General features: G+C 52.0%; 16 protein-coding genes and 1 pseudogene. 7 read left to right on the top strand and 10 right to left on the bottom strand.

Annotated features, from left to right (window positions below; genetic code table 11):
* Positions 1-26 precede the first annotated feature (26 nt).
* The 5 genes from secDF to H9L05_RS10960 all read right to left on the bottom strand — a co-directional run bounded on the left by secDF (position 27) and on the right by H9L05_RS10960 (position 5,474).
* Complete coding sequence (gene secDF, locus H9L05_RS10940; protein ID WP_187731037.1) at positions 27-3,020, bottom strand: protein translocase subunit SecDF; 2,994 nt, start codon at positions 3,018-3,020, stop codon at positions 27-29.
* 141 nt (positions 3,021-3,161) lie between these two features.
* Positions 3,162-3,332, bottom strand: coding sequence for a hypothetical protein (locus H9L05_RS10945; RefSeq protein WP_187731038.1), 171 nt, complete (start codon positions 3,330-3,332; stop codon positions 3,162-3,164).
* 405 nt (positions 3,333-3,737) lie between these two features.
* Entirely contained in the window at positions 3,738-4,370 is a 633-nt protein-coding gene (locus H9L05_RS10950; RefSeq protein ID WP_187731039.1) for a uridine kinase family protein, read from the bottom strand.
* Between the two features lie 206 nt (positions 4,371-4,576).
* A complete protein-coding gene (locus H9L05_RS10955) occupies positions 4,577-5,161 on the bottom strand; it encodes a non-canonical purine NTP diphosphatase (RefSeq protein WP_187731040.1) in 585 nt (194 codons plus the stop codon).
* Between the two features lie 61 nt (positions 5,162-5,222).
* Entirely contained in the window at positions 5,223-5,474 is a 252-nt protein-coding gene (locus tag H9L05_RS10960) for a hypothetical protein (RefSeq protein WP_187731041.1), read from the bottom strand.
* Positions 5,475-5,769: 295 nt separating this feature from the next.
* Here H9L05_RS10960 and H9L05_RS10965 point away from each other — a divergent pair, with 295 nt between their 5' ends.
* From H9L05_RS10965 to H9L05_RS10990, 6 genes and pseudogenes are all read left to right on the top strand, one after another.
* Positions 5,770-6,015, top strand: coding sequence for a type B 50S ribosomal protein L31 (locus H9L05_RS10965; protein WP_187731042.1), 246 nt, complete (start codon positions 5,770-5,772; stop codon positions 6,013-6,015).
* A gap of 179 nt (positions 6,016-6,194) precedes the next feature.
* The gene (locus tag H9L05_RS10970) at positions 6,195-7,424 is read left to right on the top strand and encodes a GlmU family protein (RefSeq protein ID WP_187731043.1); all 1,230 of its coding nucleotides are present in this window, start codon (positions 6,195-6,197) and stop codon (positions 7,422-7,424) included.
* A 21-nt stretch (positions 7,425-7,445) separates the two neighbouring features.
* Positions 7,446-8,579: a DNA polymerase III subunit gene (locus tag H9L05_RS10975; protein WP_187731044.1), complete on the top strand. Its 1,134-nt coding sequence runs from the start codon at positions 7,446-7,448 to the stop codon at positions 8,577-8,579.
* A gap of 222 nt (positions 8,580-8,801) precedes the next feature.
* Positions 8,802-9,770, top strand: a complete 969-nt coding sequence (gene hemC / locus H9L05_RS10980) for a hydroxymethylbilane synthase (protein ID WP_187731045.1) — start codon at positions 8,802-8,804, stop codon at positions 9,768-9,770.
* A gap of 81 nt (positions 9,771-9,851) precedes the next feature.
* Positions 9,852-10,492 (top strand): annotated as a pseudogene (locus H9L05_RS10985) (peptidylprolyl isomerase).
* Positions 10,493-10,522: 30 nt separating this feature from the next.
* Positions 10,523-11,428 carry an SDR family oxidoreductase gene (locus H9L05_RS10990; protein ID WP_187731046.1) on the top strand — a complete coding sequence of 302 codons (906 nt, stop codon included), beginning with the start codon at positions 10,523-10,525 and terminating at the stop codon, positions 11,426-11,428.
* A 665-nt stretch (positions 11,429-12,093) separates the two neighbouring features.
* Here the strand turns inward: H9L05_RS10990 and H9L05_RS10995 are convergent.
* The 5 genes from H9L05_RS10995 to H9L05_RS11015 all read right to left on the bottom strand — a co-directional run bounded on the left by H9L05_RS10995 (position 12,094) and on the right by H9L05_RS11015 (position 16,242).
* Positions 12,094-12,612 (bottom strand): ABC transporter permease, encoded by a 519-nt coding sequence (locus H9L05_RS10995; protein ID WP_187731047.1) that lies wholly within the window; start codon positions 12,610-12,612, stop codon positions 12,094-12,096.
* A gap of 480 nt (positions 12,613-13,092) precedes the next feature.
* On the bottom strand, positions 13,093-13,470 hold the full coding sequence (locus H9L05_RS11000; RefSeq protein WP_262892500.1) for an ABC transporter permease subunit: 378 nt from the start codon (positions 13,468-13,470) through the stop codon (positions 13,093-13,095).
* A gap of 14 nt (positions 13,471-13,484) precedes the next feature.
* Positions 13,485-14,144 carry an ABC transporter permease family protein gene (locus H9L05_RS11005; RefSeq protein WP_187731048.1) on the bottom strand — a complete coding sequence of 220 codons (660 nt, stop codon included), beginning with the start codon at positions 14,142-14,144 and terminating at the stop codon, positions 13,485-13,487.
* Between the two features lie 6 nt (positions 14,145-14,150).
* Complete coding sequence (locus H9L05_RS11010; RefSeq protein WP_187731049.1) at positions 14,151-15,887, bottom strand: ABC transporter substrate-binding protein; 1,737 nt, start codon at positions 15,885-15,887, stop codon at positions 14,151-14,153.
* Between the two features lie 145 nt (positions 15,888-16,032).
* Positions 16,033-16,242, bottom strand: coding sequence for a hypothetical protein (locus H9L05_RS11015; RefSeq protein WP_187731050.1), 210 nt, complete (start codon positions 16,240-16,242; stop codon positions 16,033-16,035).
* Positions 16,243-16,655: 413 nt separating this feature from the next.
* Between H9L05_RS11015 and H9L05_RS11020 the strand changes: the two genes are divergently transcribed.
* Positions 16,656-18,134, top strand: coding sequence for a hypothetical protein (locus tag H9L05_RS11020; protein ID WP_187731051.1), 1,479 nt, complete (start codon positions 16,656-16,658; stop codon positions 18,132-18,134).
* Positions 18,135-18,176 lie beyond the last annotated feature (42 nt).

An 18,176-nucleotide genomic window follows, 5' to 3' on the forward strand; every position in this document is an offset into this window, starting at 1 on the left:
GGCTTTTTTATGTTGGTAAACTAAGCCTAGCGCGTAGCTGTCGAGGTTGAGAGCTTCGACGCGTCAGTGTCAGGGGTATCGGTAGCCAGCGGATCATGATGACGGCGCTCCTTGCTGCCATAGGTATCCAACACAAGTGGAGTAGCAATAAACAGCGTCGAATAGGCACCCACAATTACACCTACAATCATGGAGTAAGAGAAGGAGCGCAGGGTTTCACCACCAAAAATGAACAACACGATTACTACCATCAATACGGTAGCGGCAGTGATAATGGTGCGGGAGAAGGTGCTGTTCAAAGCCGGATTCGCTACCTGAGCAAACGTCAGCTTGGGGTTCTCCGCCAAGTATTCTCGAATACGGTCGTAAATAACTACAGTATCGTTGATTGAGAAACCTAGAATAGTAAGCACCGAGGCCACGAACACTTGGTCCATTTCGTAGGTGACACCGAACAAACGAGCAATCGGGAAAGCCACGATTACGATCAGTACGTCGTGCAACAGAGCAACAACGGCCGCCATAGAGTACTGCCACTTCTCGAAGCGGAACAGCACGTACACGAATATGCCAATAACAGATAGCAACAGGCTAACGACCGATGACTGCTTAATGTCGTCGGCTACCGTAGCGCCTACTTTCGAACTGCTCTTGATAACTGGGTTAGCTGATGCGTACTGGCGCAGACCTGTTTTTACAGCTTGTTCTACTTTCTGGTCAGCTTCCGTGCTCTCGTCGTTGGCCAAATAGCTGGTAGTGATGCGCAGGCGATTGGGAGCACCAAAGGTTTTCACTTCGGTGCCTGCGCCCTCTAGCTCATCAGCAAGCCCAGCCCGTACATCGGAGGCAACCATGTCTTTGTTGAAATCGACGGTGTAGCTGCGGCCGCCACGGAAATCAACTCCTAAGTTTGGTCCACCCTGAATAGCCATCAGCACAAAGCCAAATACGATAACAGCCGTGGAGGCCACGTAGGCAATCTTACGCTTGCCCACAATGTCAAAGTTGAAGGCCTTATTCAGGTTGAGCGAAAGAGGTCCCCTAAAAGATAAGTTGGATGTTTCCTTCCCTTTGATCATCCAATCGATGATGAGATGAGAAAGGAAAACAGCTGTCAGGAATGAGGTAAGTACACCAATACCGAGCGTAATAGCGAAGCTTTGTACCGGACCCGTGCCGAAGAAACCCAGAATAAGGGCAATAAGCAGCGTGGTAATGTTGGAGTCGAAGATAGCTGAGAAAGCAAGGCTATAACCTTTATTAACCGCATCCTGAATACTCAGGCCTGCCTGTAACTCCTCTCGTATCCGCTCGAATATCAGTACGTTGGCGTCAACGGCCATACCAAACGTCAGTACCAAACCGGCAATACCAGGCAGGGTAAGTGCAGTGCCAAACTGAGCCAGTACACCCAATACCAGGAAGATGTTGAAGATGAGGGCCAAGTTAGCTACCATACCAGCTCTACCATAATAAAGGCCCATGAAGACGATGATGATGACCAAGCCAGCCAATGACGAGTACAAGCCTTGAGCAATAGCTTCTTTACCTAGCGATGGACCAACAACGGCCTCTTCTACAATGCGCGTAGGAGCAGGCAGTTTACCAGCCTTCAGTACATTGGATAAGTCTTGGGCTTCTTCAATCGTGAAATTGCCGGAGATGCTAGAATTGCCCCCCGAGATTTCAGCCTGAACCACCGGAGCCGAATACACATTGTCATCGAGCACGATGGCCACCTGACGGCCTACATTGGCGGCCGTTAGTTTCTGCCACCGGCGGGCGCCAGTGGGGTTCATTTGCATCGATACCTCAGGGCGACCACCCTGGTCGTAATCCTGGCGGGCGTCGCTTACTACTTCGCCACCCAGGGGCGCTACGGCATCAGTCGTTTTGCGAATAGCGTAGAGCTGCAAATATTCCTGCTTGTCTACTACGGTGGGCTTCACATCCCACAAAAACTTCAGGTTGGGGGGCAAAACTGCTTTGGCTTCCGCGCTGGCCAACAGGTCATTTACACGGGCTGTGTCACGTACATTGGAGCCTAGTGCGCCTGGCATCGTGAACAAGCGGGCCAACAGGCTGCTTTGCTGTAGGTTGGTGGTGTCGGTAGTGGCAGCGGCTTTTTTCTTGGCAAGCTGGCTGGCCAGCGAGGTAGAGTCGCCAGTGGCGGCGGTAGCAGCAGTGTCGGTAGTGGCGGCAGCAGTGGCAGCAGGCTTGTTAGTAGCATCTTTCGCTACCAGCACTTCATTCAGCTGATTGAGGTAGGGGGCAAATTCATCGTTGCGCCACACTTCCCAGAACTCCAGCTTGGCCTGGCCTTGCAGCAGTTTACGCACACGCTCAGGGTTATCAACGCCGGGCAATTCAATCTGAATGCGGCCCGTGCCTTTCACCCGCTGAATGTTGGGCTGATTTACACCAAACTTGTCAACGCGGGTGCGCAGGATGTTGAAAGAGCGGTCGATAGCTTCTTCTACTTCCCGGTCGATAGCACCAATAATCTGGGGATTCGTGGAGTTGATGTCAATGCCACGGCTCTTGTTGGTGGTGTTTGCGAAAATGCGAGCCAGTTTGCCATCAGGCGCAATCGAACGATATGCCTGAGCAAACAACGACGTGAATGGCGTGCCCGAGTTAGTCTTTTGCAACTCCTGAGCCTGAGCCAACGCTTTGGTGAAGGCTGGATCTTTAGAGTTGCCGGACATGGCCCGTACAATCTCAACCGGCGATACTTCCAGCGTTACGTGCATGCCGCCTTTCAAGTCAAGGCCAAGGCCCAACTCGCTCTGGCGCACATCCTTATAAGTGTAGTCTACACCCAGTACATTAATGACTGGCGCGCGCCATACCGAGTCGAGGTAGCGCTGACGCTTCAGCTGGTTTACCTGCCCGTTGCGAGTGGCATAGGTTTCGGCCTGCTGCTGCACCCGGCGAGACACCATGGTGAACGACAGGAAGTAAATGCACAACACCGATACAATAAGGGTGAGGGCGATAATAAGTCCTTTATTACGCATACTAATAAGTTGATTTGTTACTGTGCTATTGTGCTGAGTACTCTAACTGCTGTTTCTCTACTGAAGCGGATTGGCGAAAGCGATAAGCACCCGGCACTAGCGGCGCATCAGCTTTTTATTCAGTAGAAAGCAGCGACACAGCTAGGGCGCCTGTGGCGAGAGCGCGGCCAGAAGCAGGCGGGCGCGGAAAAAATCCGGCAAAGCACCGGGCTGGGGGGCAAATTTCAAGGTCTTCGCCAGCAGGCGAGGCCAGGTAAGCGGCACGGACGCCGGAAACCAGGCGTCGGCGGCGGGAGCCAGCCAAACGGCCACGCTGCTCGTCGCTTCCAGAGTTACTTTCTGCTTTACTACGGCTGCCTTCGGGCCGCACCAATACGCGCCATTTGCCCCCCAGGTACCTGCAGCGTAGTCACCGTCCGATGGTTTAGCCCCAACACAAACAGCAGCGTAGCCGCGAGCAGCACGAAACGGAAATGAGCTAAAAAAGTGAGACGAGCAGAGACCATTAGCAAACTAAACGCTACAAATATAGCCATTTGGGCTGCGCTGCCCAAAGTCACTACATTCAGAAGGACTATTTTAATCGCTAAATGCAACTGCTGCTACCTCTAAGTGAGTCAAAGCACGCCTTCATAAACACTGCTTTATGGCCGCTACAAACAGAAAGAGCGCAGCTAGCTAGCCGCGCTCTTTCTGTGTATTGACCTATGAAAAAGACTACTCCTGATGGGCTGCCGCTACTTTGGTGCGCAAAAACGACACGAGTACTTCAAGGCCTTTGTCGAAATGCCGATTGTTGGGAATCACGATGTCGGCGTCCTGCTTGAAGGGCTTGATATATTTCTCGTACGTAGGCGCTACGTGGTTGGTGTAGCGGTACAGCACATCTTCTAGATCGTAACCTCGCTCATCCCGGTCGCGCACAATGCGGCGCTGCAATTTCACGTGCTCACGGGCATCGATGTACACCTTCAGGTCGAGCAGGCGAGCGACTTCCTCGAAGTAAAAAACAAAAATGCCCTCCACCACGACAATCGGGGAAGGGCGAAACACCAGCTCTTTGGGCTGAACATTCGGGTTGTTGAACGTGTACTCCGGGCGCCGAACCTCCAGTCCCTGACTGATACGCAATACATCGGCTGCGTAAGCCGCCGAGTCAATGGAGGAAGGCAAGTCGAAGTTAGTGACGCCGTTGGGGTCAACCAGCTGGCTTTCACGCGGGTGGTAATAGTTGTCCTGAGATATCAGGCAGATATCATCTTCAGGAAAAGAAGCGAGCAAACGGCGCAGAAACGTGGTTTTGCCAGAGGCGCTGCCACCCGTAATACCGACGATGAAAGGATGTTGCATGGGGTGGGAAAGCGGCCCGTACCAGCAGGGCCAACCGTGCAAAATTAAGCAAAATGACGCCAGCGTTACGTCTTTTTGAAAAAACGTGGTTGAGTCGGGCTAGCGGTGTCTCTGTAATAAAATTGTTGAAAGGCCCCGTAAGTATCAGCTAGCGAGCAGAGAAACTCACGCTGGGGGCATTTTTCGCTGAAAATAGCAAGCCTGATTTAGCTCTCTCTTTCGGCCAGAAACGTTATCAACTGCCCCACTGCCCGACCCCGATGGCTCAGACTATTCTTCTGCTCGGGTGTCATTTCAGCAAACGTCTGGTGGTGACCAGTAGGCTCAAAGATGGGGTCGTAGCCGAAGCCAGCTTGTCCGCGTGCTTCTTCCACAATGCGGCCCTCCACTACGCCGTTGAACTCCTGCCACTCTCCATTGGGCAGCACCAGCGCAATGACGGTGCGGAACTGGGCACTACGGTCTGCCGTGGGGGGCAAATCTTGAAGCAGTTTGGCCATGTTGTCGGCAGCGTTGCGCTGGGGGCCAGCATAGCGGGCTGAGTATACACCGGGCGCGCCACCCAACGCATTTACCTCCAGGCCGGTGTCGTCGGCGAAGCAAGAGGTTTGGTAGTGCTGCCACACGTACTCAGCTTTTTGCCGGGCATTGCCCGAGAGCGTATCCTGGGTTTCGGGCAGCTCTTCGTGGCAGCCAATATCCTGCAAACTCACCAGCTCAATCGTCGAAGGCAGTAAGGCCCTGACTTCGGTAAGCTTGTGCTCGTTATTGGTGGCAAAACAGATACGCATATAATTGAATGAAAGTGTGTGTCAAGAACCTGAACAGAGCCGGTAGTGGAAACAAGAATGATTATCGAAACATCATCCTGATACTGCGCCAGGCCTGCTCCAGCTCTTCAGAAACAGAATTCCAGAACTGAAGCAAGCCGGTCTGAGTGTTTTTTTGATTCTGATCACCGGATAACTTGTTGGCTTCCGCACGCAAAGCGCTGGAGTCGGTTGCGCTGGGCAAATAGAGCTTGCGCCCATGATTAGGTGCTGCTTTTTCGGCGGGAAACTGATACGCCAGTGCCCCTGGGGCAAAGGGCAAGGGCTGAGTCATAGCCGCTGCATATTGAGCATTAGAATAAACCGGACTAGCTGGTGGCAAAGTGGAAAAGCGCAGCTGCAAAGCAAGCGTAACCAAGAGCAAACCAGATGAATACACCATAAATGTATACTGAAAACGCAATAAGGATAGTGCTCAAAACTAATCAAAAACCGCTAGTATGCTCACGGTAAGGCGTAAGGCGTAGGAAAAGCCCCCCACAAGTTTTTAATTTCAAACGGAACGCGTACTTTTGCAATCCCTTCCGCAAAATCGGCAGGCATAGAAGGTTTTAACGGTATTTCCGACCATGAAAAAAGACATCCATCCCGAGTACCGCGAAGTCGTGTTTCAGGACACTTCCAGCGACTTCAAATTTATCACTCGCTCCACGATGAACTCTACCGAGACCATCACAATGGAGGATGGTAAGACTTATCCAGTTGTAAAAGTGGAAGTTAGCAGCGCTTCGCACCCTTTCTACACTGGCAAAAACGTATTTATTGACACTGCTGGCCGCGTGGAGAAGTTCCGCACCCGCTACCAGAAGAAGTAGTCATTCGGTTATCAGTTCTGCGTTGCCAATGGTGGCGACTTCAAGAACCAAGTAGTAAAACTCCCACTGGCATGTCTGGTGGGAGTTTTTATTTGTGCCAACTTGCCGACGAATACATCTGGGATCCAAATTGCCCCCAGTCCTGACAACCGATCAGTGACACCTGTCATCAAAAAGCTATGCACGTCCTACTCTTCGACGATCCTGCTATTCGGCCGCGCCTGTTGCCCTTCACATTCACCCGGCCCGTAGCTGCCCTGCGTTGCGGCATCCTGACTATCGCCGAAAAGTGGCAGCATCGGCTAAGCCAGGAGGTTTTTTACCTGACCGAAGCCTACCTGCAAGCCAAGTTTCCGGTTGGGGCGGTAAGCGGCCCAGCCTTGGTAATTAATGGTGCCGTGCTGCCCGATGACTTATTGGCGCGACAGGTGCAAAATTTGCCCCCCGGACAAGCTCTCGTCGATGGCGATTTGCTGGTGGCTGCTCATCTGCCCGACGCCAGCAAAGTAGCTGAGCTGATTCAGGATGGCTTAGCCAGCACCACCGAAGTAGCCGAGCCCGTCACGTTAATTAGTGAGTTGTGGCACCTGTTTCTGCGCAATGGCGCCGAGATTCGGCAGGATTTCGACTTGCTTACTCGTGGCCGAAAGTCAGAGCCCATTGGTGATGCGCATACCATCGTGTACGGGGCCGAAAACATCTTTATTGAGCCCGGAGTGAAGATTCGGGCGGCCATTCTGAACGCGGAAGATGGTCCGATTTATCTGGGCAAAAACTCCCAAGTCCACGAAGGTGCTATCATAAAAGGCCCCCTGGCTTTGTGCGAAGGCTCCCACATCAACCCAGGCGCCAAAATGCGCGGCGACAACACCGTGGGGCCATACTGCAAAGTGGGCGGCGAAGTGGGCAATTCTATCTTTTTCGGCTACGCCAACAAAGGCCACGACGGCTACCTGGGCAACTCCGTGATAGGAGAGTGGTGCAACCTTGGCGCCGACACCAATACTTCCAACCTCAAGAACAACTACGCGCCGGTTAAAATCTGGAGCCACGCAGCGGGCCGTTTCGTGAATACGGGCCAGCAGTTCTGCGGCCTCATGATGGGCGACCACAGCAAGTGCGGCATCAACACGATGTTTAATACCGGTACGGTGGTAGGCGTGGGGGCCAATATTTTCGGGGCAGGGTTTCCGCGCACGTTTATCCCGAGCTTCAGTTGGGGTGGCTCAGCCGGCTTCGAAACGTTTAAGCTGCCCAAAGTAGCCGAAGTGGCCGAGCGCGTGATGGCTCGGCGCCAACTGGAATATGACACCACGGAGCAGGCAATAATGCAGCATGTATTTGAGGCAACGGCCAAGGATAGAGTGTGGGAGAAGGCTGGTGGAATACAGCCATCAGTTATAGAATAACTAAACCAAGCGACTACGTTCATGCGCTTCGCTGAAATTCCGGATCAAACCAAAGTCAAGCAGGTGCTGGTGCAGTCGGTGCAGCGGCAGCATGTGGCGCACGCGCAGCTTTTTCGGGGCGCTGAGGGCTCAGCCGCTTTGGGACTGGCGCTGGCCTATGCTACATTTCTGAACTGTGAGGGCCGTACCCCCGCCGATGCGGATTCTTGCGGGAAGTGCCCGGCTTGTCAGAAGATGGATAAGCTGATTCATCCCGATTTGAATTTCATAGTGCCCGTCACGAGCACCAAGCAAGTGCCGAAGGATGCGGTCAGCAGTAAGTTTGCCGCCGACTGGCGCACCTTCGTGCTGGATAATCCTTACCAGGGACTCAATGACTGGATGCAGCACATTGGGGCTGAGAACAAGCAGGGCAGTATTTCCAAGGAGGAAAGCCTGCAGCTACTAAAGCTGGTATCACTGAAATCGTTTGAGGGGCGCTTCAAAATCGTGATAATCTGGCTGCCTGAGCTGATGCATCCGGCTGCCTCCAACGCCGTGCTGAAACTGCTGGAAGAGCCGCCGGCCGCCACTATTTTTCTGCTGGTAAGCCACGCGCCCGAACAGCTCCTGCCCACCATTATCAGCCGCGTGCAGCCCGTAGTGGTGCGCCCATTCACCGAAGATGAGCTGACGGCTTATCTGCACGATGAACAGCACATACTTGAGGCCAAAGCCCGCCAGCTCGCCCAGATAGCCGATGGCAACCTCGGGGCCGCCCTTGCCGCTCGCACCGCCCCCGACAACGACTACTTCGCCTTTTTCACCGAGTGGATGCGCCTGTGTTTCCAGGACAACTTTGCCAAAGTGCTGGAAAAAAGCGACGAGTTTCAAAAAATGGGCCGCGAAAATCAGAAGGAGTTTTTACATTACGCCCTCGGATTACTGCGCAAAGTGTTGCTTTACGGCCTCGACGCACAGCTAATCCCGCATCTGCCCGCCGCTGAGCAGCAGTTCGTAACGCGCTTCAGCCGCTTTGTGCATCCCGGCAATGCTGAGTCCATTACCACTGAGCTGAACGATGCTCACTACCACGTGGAGCGCAACGCCAATCCGCGCATGGTGTTCGTGGACACCTCTTTGCGGATAGCTGAATTGCTAAAAATGCCTGTTTAAGCCCTGTAAACGCGCAAAATACAGTTTGCTAATTAGCTATAGCTGCTGCTAAACCAGCTATAGTCATGGCGTTGGTGAAGGCATTTGTAGCTTTGCATATCCTCACGGATGGGGGTTGGTAAAAGCAATCCGAGGATAGCTATGCTGATCTTACCAATGTCTGACGGATTCAAAAATGCCCCCAGAAAGCTTTAATGAGTTGTATTTAATATAAATAGTTAGTTGAAAACTACGCTCTTCGATCGTCCCATCCGCATTGGTACCCGTGGTAGCCGATTGGCGCTGTGGCAGGCTAACCACGTAGCGGCCTGCCTGGAGCGGGAGTTATTTCAAACCGAAATCGTCATTATCACCACCAAAGGCGACGTGGTGCTCGATCGCTCCCTCGATAAAATCGGGGCGAAAGGCGTGTTCACGGAAGAGCTGGAGGAAAGTCTGCGCAATGGCACTATTGATATCGCGGTACATAGCGCCAAGGACGTGCAAAGCACCATTCCGGATGATCTGGAACTGCTGGCCTTCATGGAGCGGGAAAAGGTGAACGACGTAATCGTCAGCTTTGACCCCGGCTTCTCTCTACAGCAGCCAAACATTGTACTGGGTACCAGCAGCACACGGCGCCGATCCATGCTTAAGCGCTATTACCCTGACATCATCACCGCGGAGGCGCGCGGTAACCTGCAAACCCGTTTGCGCAAGCTGGAAGAAGGCCAATATGATGCGCTGGTGCTGGCGTTTGCCGGCGTGCACCGCATGGAGTACGACCACCTGATTACGCACGTGCTGCCCGAAACCCAGTTTGTGCCGGCGGCCGGCCAGGGAAGCGTTGCAATTGAGTGCGCCAAGAACCTGGATTTAGGACGTAAAGTGGCTATCCAAGGTATTCTGGACCACGCGGACACGCACGCTTGCCTACGCGCCGAGCGAGCGTTTCTGCGCACCATGGAGGGCGGCTGCAGCATTCCATCCTTTGCCCTGGCTACCTACACCGATGAAGGCCTGCTTCAGCTCCACGGTGGCCTCATTAGCCTCGATGGGCAGCAGTACGTAGAGGAAATCAGCGCCATCACCGACGTAGATCAAGCGGAGACTATGGGCGTCAGCTTGGCCGAAACGGTGCTTAGCCGTGGTGGCAAGCAAATTCTGGCTGAGATTCGCAGTCATCGGGAGTCGGAGTCAAGTACGTTTTAAGCTGATTCAGCCTGAAATGCGAATTCGGCATTTGATAAACCATTCTAATTTCAACCAATTACGACTACAGTTTTTAGTGTCATGAATAGTAATTTCCGCGTTTGGACGTTGATTTCGGCTTTTTTATTTCTTCTTTCCCCTGTTATTCAGGCTGAAAAAGTCCCCCGCAAAAGCAAAAAAGACCAGGTAGTCACGATCAATACCAATCTGGGTGAAATAAAGCTGATTCTCTTCGATCAGACTCCTCAGCATAAAGCCAACTTTTTAAAGTTGGCTGAAAGCGGCTTCTATGACGGCACAACCTTTCACCGTGTTATCCGGGACTTTATGATTCAGGGGGCGACCCCAATACCAAAGACACCGATCCTAACAATGACGGTGCTGGTCAGCCTGATGCTGCTCCTATTCCGGCCGAAATTCGGCCTGAGCTACCGCATAAGTTCGGGGCGGTAGCTGCCGCTCGTCAGGGCGACTACATAAACCCTACCCGCGCCAGCAGCGCCTCGCAGTTTTATATTGTTCAGAATCATCAGGGTACCAAGCATTTGGATGGTGCTTATACAGTATTCGGGCAGGTAATTAGTGGGTTGGATATAATCGACAAAATTGCCGCCCAGCCGACCGGCCCCCGCGACCGGCCCACCACCGATGTGAAGATGACAGTGAAGGTGGATAAGCTGAAAAAGAAGAAAATCACGCAGCTCTACGGGTACCAATACTAAGATTTCCCCCGCTATAAAATCCATTCGTGTATGCGTATTCTACTCACCGGTTCTAATGGGTTATTAGGCCAGAAACTGGTTGAATTGCTTCGGCAGCAACAGGGCGTCGAAATCATTGCCACTTCGCGTGGTGCCAACAAGCTGGCAGATCATTATCCCGACCTCCGCTTCGTGCCACTGGATGTAACCAACCGTGCTCAGGTACAGCAGGTGCTAAGCACCGAAAAACCTACGCACGTTATTCACACGGCTGCGATGACCAATGTGGACGAGTGTGAGTTGAACCGGGAGTCGTGCTGGCTTCAGAATGTGACGGCCGTAGAGCACCTCGTGGAGGCCTGTGAGCAGCATCAGGTTCACCTTACCCATGTGAGCACTGACTTTATATTCAGCGGCGAAAAAGGTCCCCTGACAGAGGAAGAAGCACCCGGCCCCATCAATTTTTATGGAGAAAGCAAGCTGGCCGCCGAACGGGCGGTGCAAGCCAGTCATGGCTCTTGGGCCATTGTGCGTACGGTGCTTGTCTATGGCATCGTGCATGACTATGGCCGCACCAACATCGTGCTCTGGGTGCGCGATTCGCTACGCGCCGGGAAAGAGATTAAAGTTGTCGACGACCAGTTCCGCACGCCTACTTTAGCCGAAGACTTGGCGCAGGGTTGTTGGCTGGTGGCACAGCATAATGCGACGGGCATCTACAATATCAGTAGCAGCGAACTGCTGACGCCCTACCAGATGGCCTTGCAGGTGGCCGATTATTTTGCACTCGATAAGTCGCTGATTGTAAAAGCCGATGGCCGTACGTTTACGCAGCCGGCCAAGCGTCCTCCGCGCACGGGCTTCATCATTACCAAAGCCCAACGCGACCTAGGCTACAAGCCACACACCTTTCAGGAAGGAATAGCCTTGCTGGCCCGCCAAACGGGAGAGGCATAAACGCAAAAAACCCGCGGGCAGAACCTGCGGGTTTTTTAACACACCTATTGCAACAACCTTTATTGTTTCGGCAGCGCCGCGAGCAAATGCCGCGTGCCGAAACCATTTATTTTAATTTACCAATTGCCATCCGTTGCTGAGGCGACCATGCCTACAAGCAAATTGCCAACTATAACTGCCCGTCCACTGCGTAAAGCAGATTGTGCCACAGCATAGGGAACCAAGTCTCCATCAATAGTTTCAAAATCAGACATCTGCGGGGCCGATTGCCGCGCCATTTCTATCAATAAGTAACGCAAAGCGTACCCCTGACGACGTTTCAAAAGTAAAGAGGGCATAAAATCTTAGATCAGGCAAGCGGAGTAAAAACCGGTAGCGCTTCCAGGCGCTATCCGATCTTCGTTACAATAGTACGACCGCAACAGGCCTCGATGAAAGGAACACAAACCTGCTTTTGTGACTTGAACTATTTGAATATTTTTTACTTATTCTTCTTTATGCTATCGCTGATAATTGCTTGGTTGTAGCGATATCTGGCCTTTTATGAGGTTTTAATGAATTTGAGACTTTACAATTGGAGAATGATGCTACCAAGCCCCTTTTTGCTATATATCTTCCAGAAAGGAATAATTAGTCGCTTTTTGTGACATATGAAAAAATATATATTATGCAGAAATTCTGTTAGTAGTGAGTTGGCGAAGCGCTAATGTGGTTCCGGCTAGTACAAAGGCAGGAAAAATAACCAGCCACCAAGCGGTCGGGTCAAGACGTGCGGCGGCTAAGGTGCGGCCCCAACTAGGCATTTCGGATGGCAGACCCACCCCGAGAAAGGAAAGTGTGGTTTCTAAACCAATGAGGGCGCTAAGGCTGAGAGGAAAGGCTGTGCGCACCGTTCGCCAAGCGTTTGGCAATGCATGGCGCCACAAAATTTGCCCCCCAGACAAGCCAATAGCCCTAGCTGATTCGATGTAGGGCAGAGCACGCACCCTCAAAAGCTCTGCCCGAACCAAGTGAGCTGGTTCGGGCCAATAGGTAAAGGTCAAGAGCAAAAACAGGCCTGTCAAGGAAGAATCCAGCACGGCAGCTAACGCCAGAATAAGCACCAAACGAGGCACGGAAGCCAGCAACGATGCTGCCCCTAGTACCAGACGATCAGTCGGTAAAGGCCAAGAGCGCTGTAGCATAGGTATGCGCATCAGCGGCTTGCTCATGACGGTTGCTGCCGTTAAGACCAAAAGAAAGGGCCACCAAAGCTGAGTGAAACCAGAGGCTAATCCTACTGATCCCAGAAGCAGCAAACCCGTTATCAGCCAGTATATAATGGGAATACGAAGCCCGGAATTACCCCAGAAACCGGCTGCGCTGCCCAGAAAAGTGCCTAAAACAGTTGCAGCAAAGGCTGCCGGCAAGCTCACCAATAACGCGGTGCGAGCTCCGTACACCAAAGCTGTTAACACATCGCGACCGAATCCATCAGTACCCAGCCAATGACGAGAAGGATTAACGCCATTGGGGGCCAAAATGGAGGCTGGCTTATATTGTTTAAGTCAACAGAATCGGGAGAAAAAGCCAGGGGAGCCACGGCGCCAGTAGGCCAACACTGGCTATCAGCAGCAGCCAGCCAATTGCAATTATCTGCACAGCAGAGCCCTTTCTGTGCAGTCTCATGCCTGCAAGCGAATCCTCGGATCCGTCAGAAAGTACAGCATATCAGCTACAACAAGCCCAAGCAAGCGCATAACCGCTACCAGTAAAACGCCCCCCACAAGCACCGGAAAGTCATGCGCGGCGGCCGCGTCAGCCAGCAGCCGGCCCATACCAGGCAACGCAAAAATCACCTCTACTACCACGGCGCCTGCCACAAGTGCGGGCAGCAAATCGGTGAGTAAGGCAATGATTGGCAGCATCGCATTGCGCAAGGCATGCCGCGTAGCTACCTGATACCCCGAAAGTCCTTTGGCGCGAGCAGTCGTTGCATAATTAGCCCCCAATTCATGACGGAGAGCGTCGTAGAGCTGCACAACCAAGGAGGGCAGCTTCACTAAAACCAGACTAGCTAGCGGGAGCGCGCTATAGTACAGATAAGAGCCGATTTGAACGTTCCAGGGGCATTTTTGGTGGCTTGCTGGCCCATGCCATACGCCGGGAAAAGCGATATAAAATCAGGATTGGCAAGCAATAACAATAACCCTAAGGCCACTACAAACAGCGGCAAGGCATCAATTCCATACAAAATACTGAGCAGCAAGGCCGGTCCACCGCACACGAGCCACAAGGCCAGAGCAACCGATAGCAGGGTGGCTAGCAACGCAGCGCTGGTGGTCAGCGGCAACGTAAACCGCAGTGCCTCAGCTAAGACGGCTGTAACCGGTTGGCCGCTACGATATGATTGGCCCAAATCGCCTTGTACAGCGTTGCTAAGCCAACGATGGTATTGATTGTCAGTGCCATTCCATTGCCACACGGTACCGGTATTCGAATGGGTGCGGGAAAAGTAGAAAACAGGGCCCGCAAGCCCAAATCGTTGCTGTACCCGCAGAAGCGTAGCTTCCCGCTCGGCTGCGGTGATGCTCCGACTTCCCAAACCTTTATCGGTTAAGGCTTGGCCTAATAAAACATCGGTAGGGAGCGTCCGGCTAAGCAGAAAAACAAGCGAAACAATGGCCCAAGTGGCTGGAATAGTGCGAAGAAGTCGGTACACAAGAAAACGCCCCATGCTGATTTAGCTTTCCGGCAGCGGTTCGATCGTTGTAATGTCGTAGCCCGGTCGTAGGCCCGATACGCGCAGATTGGTAAGACGTCGGTCTGCAGCCAGGCGGTAGCGATAAACAAACAGAACGACAATAGGACTCTCTGTTCGCATCATCACCTGAAACTTACGCAGCAGCTGTGCTTTCCGGGCGGGGTCTTCCTCGCGCACAATAGCTTTAATAAGCTTGTCACTGGCTGGCGTACCAAAGCGAGTAAAGTTGCTGATATCAATACTCGAAGAGTGTAAGATAGGGCTGAAATCGTAGGCAAAGGGATTGCCCGACAGTGTACGCAGGTAGATGTCAAAGTCGCCGGCCCGTAGCTTACTTAGCAGCAGAGTTGATTCAGTTGGCCTCAACTGAATGGGAATGCCAATCTGGGCTGCGGCGTTGCGGAGCTGTAATGCGATGGTTTCGAAGGTCGCATCACCTGCCCGATAGGTAATAGTCAATTCCAGAGCTTGAATTTGCCCCCCAGCCGTAGGTCGTGTCCAGTTGCCTGCACCCTGCCGTGCCCAGTTTGCTTGCCTCAATAGTACTTCTGCCTGTTGGGGGGCAAAAGTGAGCAGAGGGAGGCTATCATTATACAACGCCTTTTCCTGTGGATTAATGAGCCCAACACTCGGATATGCCATGCCATTTTGGGTGGCTTTTATGAGTGCTTGTATGTCAAATAAATAGTTTAGGGCCTGGCGGGTCAGTCGGTCGTTGAGCGGCGCCCGACTGGTGTTAAATCCTGCCAGAACCATTTCGTAGGAATCGGCTGTGTAGAAGCGCAACGCTTGCTTGCCGTTCTCTGATGTACGAAGCCGGTCAAACTCGTTTGCGGGCACCATTGGATACAGGTCTATGTCACCCCGCCGCAACGCCAGCAACGCTGTAGCATTATCAGGAATTATTTGAAAGTCAATCTGTTTTGGGACTGCTAATAATGGAGGCTGCCGTACGGACAGCTGGTCGGCCCACCAGTTTGTTTTACGGCGAAAGGTTAGCGCTTGCCCACTGCGCCAGGCTGTCAATTGATAAGGTCCTGAGCCAGGAAGATTCATCGGGTTCTTATCCAGATTAGCAGCGTTGTAGCGCCGCACAAAATCTGCTAGCACGGGGTATTGACTTAAAGAAACCGGAGCGGGCTGGGTCAGAACGGCTAAAGGAATGGTACGTAGCTCCCGTTTTGGATCTAATGCATACTCCGGGAGAATAGGATAATCACCGGAGTCATGTACATACTCAGGTGCACGCCCACGACATACAAGCGTAAATTGGCGTGCGTCGGTTGAGTCCAGCCGCACGTCCTGAATAAAGCTGAAACGGGTCCGGGCTGCTTCATTCGGCAAACCCGGAGAGTTCATTACTTTAAGGGTAAAGGCCACATCCTGAGCCACTATGGGCTGTCCATTATCCCATCTGGCAGCACTACGGAGCCGATACGTAAGCAGGGTGAGCGAGTCTTGGTGCTGCACTGCCGGCAGCTTTTCGGCCAGCCACGGTACCCACACCTGCTTTTGGTTGTCTACGGTCAGTAGGTTTTGGTATAATAACCCAATGGCTTGATTAGCAAGATCATTAGGAATTATAAGTGGATTCAGGGACTCAGGGTCGCGCACCCACCGCACCCGAACCGCATCAGAAGATGAGGCTTGCGGATTGCAAGCGGGCAACAAACCAATAAGAATATAGAGACCCAGCCCCCAGATTAGTCGCCGCATAAGCTAACAACCGCGTAGAAACGGCGCCGGGCAAGTTAGCTAAGATTCCCCAACTGGTGGAGATGTATCTTAGCTAACTTGCCCGAAGCGTGTATGAAATGGTAGGTACAGTAGGTGCCTACCGAGCGTTTCTAGTATGTATAAACTAGCGAGCGTTGCCGTCGCTCCAGCCGCTGCTGCCACCGTCAGCCGTCAGGTTGCCGTCGCTCCAGCCGCTGCTGCCGCCCTGAGTTGATGCGGAGATATTACCATCGCTCCAGCCGCTGCTGCCACCTTTTGTAGTTGCAGTTGTAGTAGTAGGAGAGGAAACTAGCGTAGCAAATTGAAGAAGGGCGAGAGCAAGTAATTCTAGCATGGTGTCAGTTAGTTGTGAAGAGTTCAAGCATTGAACTACACAAATGTGAGGCGTTCGGGACAGATAAGAAAGGAAGATTAGGGCTAAAATATGACTAGGATATTATAAATATTAATTTGGGTGTAATTAATAATAAAAAACAAATCTACGCTTATTTATATTAATTTTTTTATGCAATTGGCACTATGGACAGGGGGTTTATGGCAATTTTAGCATAAAATTAAGATATAGTTTAATTATGAACTAACTGTGCTCGGAGGCCAATTGCTATGGGTAGGTTGCTTAATTTGGGAGCATAAATCACGGATCTTTGCCTCATTACTCACCAAGCCCATCTGACTTTCTAAAATTGTACTCTATCTATGGAAGACATCAGTAATCTGGCTAAAATAATTATAGATAGAAGAGTTGGCATGCCTCCTCTAATTGATTTTAGCGCAAAATCGTCCTCCAATAAAGAAATTGATTTGGTGCAGATGCTGGGTGGTGAGCAACAGGCTACCCAGCTTCAGGTTGTTAAGGCGCTTTATACCAAGGTTAATTCCACCAATCAGGCTGCTTTCCGTAAGCTGAAGTCGAGAGTACAGAAGAAGCTGCTCAACCACTTATACTTCCTTGATCATACAGATCCCCGTCATCTGATCTCAAGGCGGTACGAGCTCCAATGCTTAGAGCTGTTTCATCAGGCAAATATATTGTTCAGAGAAAGTGAGTTTGAGCTGGCTGAACGGTTGGCGCGAAAGTGTCTGCGGCTGGCGCTGGATGGCGAGTTTACGCAGTATACAGTAATGAGTTTAGGCTTCCTGCGCGATTTGTATGCACAGTTAAGAAGGCCTACGCAATATCGTACGATTTCGGCTCAACTGGTTCACTATCAGAATGTAGCAGTGGTAGAAGAGCAGGCCAAAAATGTGTACCTGGGCGTTCGGATGGAGCAGGCGCAAACGGTGCGTTCGCGGCGCGTATTGCTAAATGAGCTCTCTGAACACATCACCAAAATGGAGGCATTGCACCGCAAAATAAACACCTACAATACCTTCGAGTATGTGTATCGTTTGCAGTTGATGCGCGAGGAACTGTCAGGAAACTTTGAAGAAATCATTAAGATCACTGGCACCACGGAAGCTTTATTTGAAGAAGGTAAAGTCAACAAAAAGCGGTTTGACACCCGATTTAATAAGTTTATCAGTGTGTGGGCGCATTTGCGGGGTCGTCAGGTAGAGCACGGACTACGGCTCGCGGAGGAATATATCAAAGACTTTCATCCTTCCTCAGCCAACTGGTTCTACTTCTTGGAGCATTATATGCTGCTGGCATTGCATGCCAAGGAGTACAGTAAAGCATACGAAATACTGCGTTTAGCGCGCAAAAACCCCTACTACGGGAAGCAGCGCGCGGCGGCTATTCAGCGGTGGGACCTGTTTGAAGTGTATCTGCACTTCATTCAGCCCGAGGGAACTGCTCTGCGGCTACAGTTCAGCCAGTTTATTCAAACCGTACCTGACTATAGCCGGGATAAGCAAGGCTATAACGTGGCCATTCTGGTGCTGCAGTTTCTGTATTATCTGCGGCAGCGTAATCTGGATGCGCTGCTTACCCGTCTGGAAGGGCTGCGTAAGTATGAGCAGAATCACTTGCGCGACCCGGCCACCTTGCGTAGTCAGCTCTTCTTTCGGCTGCTGCTGCTGACTGTGCGGGAAGATTTTGCCCCCCAGGCCTGCGAAAAGAAAGGCCAAAGTCTGCTCAACCGTTTGCGGGAAGCTCCGCAGCCTGGTGATGCGTACGCGGAAAGCGAAATCATTCCATACGAAGACCTCTGGGCCTTGACTCTCAATATCTTACGAGTTAATGCCGAGGCGCAGGCTGCCGAAGAGGCAGAACATGAGCGCTAAACCCGCGTTAGGTCATAAAAAAGCCCCCCAGCAGTGCACTGG

Source organism: Hymenobacter qilianensis (assembly GCF_014489555.1).
GTDB classification, from domain to species: domain Bacteria; phylum Bacteroidota; class Bacteroidia; order Cytophagales; family Hymenobacteraceae; genus Hymenobacter; species Hymenobacter qilianensis.

Excerpts from the sequence above, each read along its gene's own strand:
- secDF (WP_187731037.1), bottom strand. The coding sequence starts at position 3,020 with ATGCGTAATAAAGGACTTATTATCGCCCTCACCCTTATTGTATCGGTG.
- H9L05_RS10950 (WP_187731039.1), bottom strand. The coding sequence starts at position 4,370 with ATGCAACATCCTTTCATCGTCGGTATTACGGGTGGCAGCGCCTCTGGC.
- H9L05_RS10955 (WP_187731040.1), bottom strand. The coding sequence starts at position 5,161 with ATGCGTATCTGTTTTGCCACCAATAACGAGCACAAGCTTACCGAAGTC.
- H9L05_RS10960 (WP_187731041.1), bottom strand. The coding sequence starts at position 5,474 with ATGACTCAGCCCTTGCCCTTTGCCCCAGGGGCACTGGCGTATCAGTTT.
- H9L05_RS10965 (WP_187731042.1), top strand. The coding sequence starts at position 5,770 with ATGAAAAAAGACATCCATCCCGAGTACCGCGAAGTCGTGTTTCAGGAC.
- H9L05_RS10970 (WP_187731043.1), top strand. The coding sequence starts at position 6,195 with ATGCACGTCCTACTCTTCGACGATCCTGCTATTCGGCCGCGCCTGTTG.
- H9L05_RS10975 (WP_187731044.1), top strand. The coding sequence starts at position 7,446 with ATGCGCTTCGCTGAAATTCCGGATCAAACCAAAGTCAAGCAGGTGCTG.
- H9L05_RS10990 (WP_187731046.1), top strand. The coding sequence starts at position 10,523 with ATGCGTATTCTACTCACCGGTTCTAATGGGTTATTAGGCCAGAAACTG.
- H9L05_RS10995 (WP_187731047.1), bottom strand. The coding sequence starts at position 12,612 with ATGCTACAGCGCTCTTGGCCTTTACCGACTGATCGTCTGGTACTAGGG.
- H9L05_RS11005 (WP_187731048.1), bottom strand. The coding sequence starts at position 14,144 with ATGGGGCGTTTTCTTGTGTACCGACTTCTTCGCACTATTCCAGCCACT.
- H9L05_RS11010 (WP_187731049.1), bottom strand. The coding sequence starts at position 15,887 with ATGCGGCGACTAATCTGGGGGCTGGGTCTCTATATTCTTATTGGTTTG.
- H9L05_RS11015 (WP_187731050.1), bottom strand. The coding sequence starts at position 16,242 with ATGCTAGAATTACTTGCTCTCGCCCTTCTTCAATTTGCTACGCTAGTT.
- H9L05_RS11020 (WP_187731051.1), top strand. The coding sequence starts at position 16,656 with ATGCCTCCTCTAATTGATTTTAGCGCAAAATCGTCCTCCAATAAAGAA.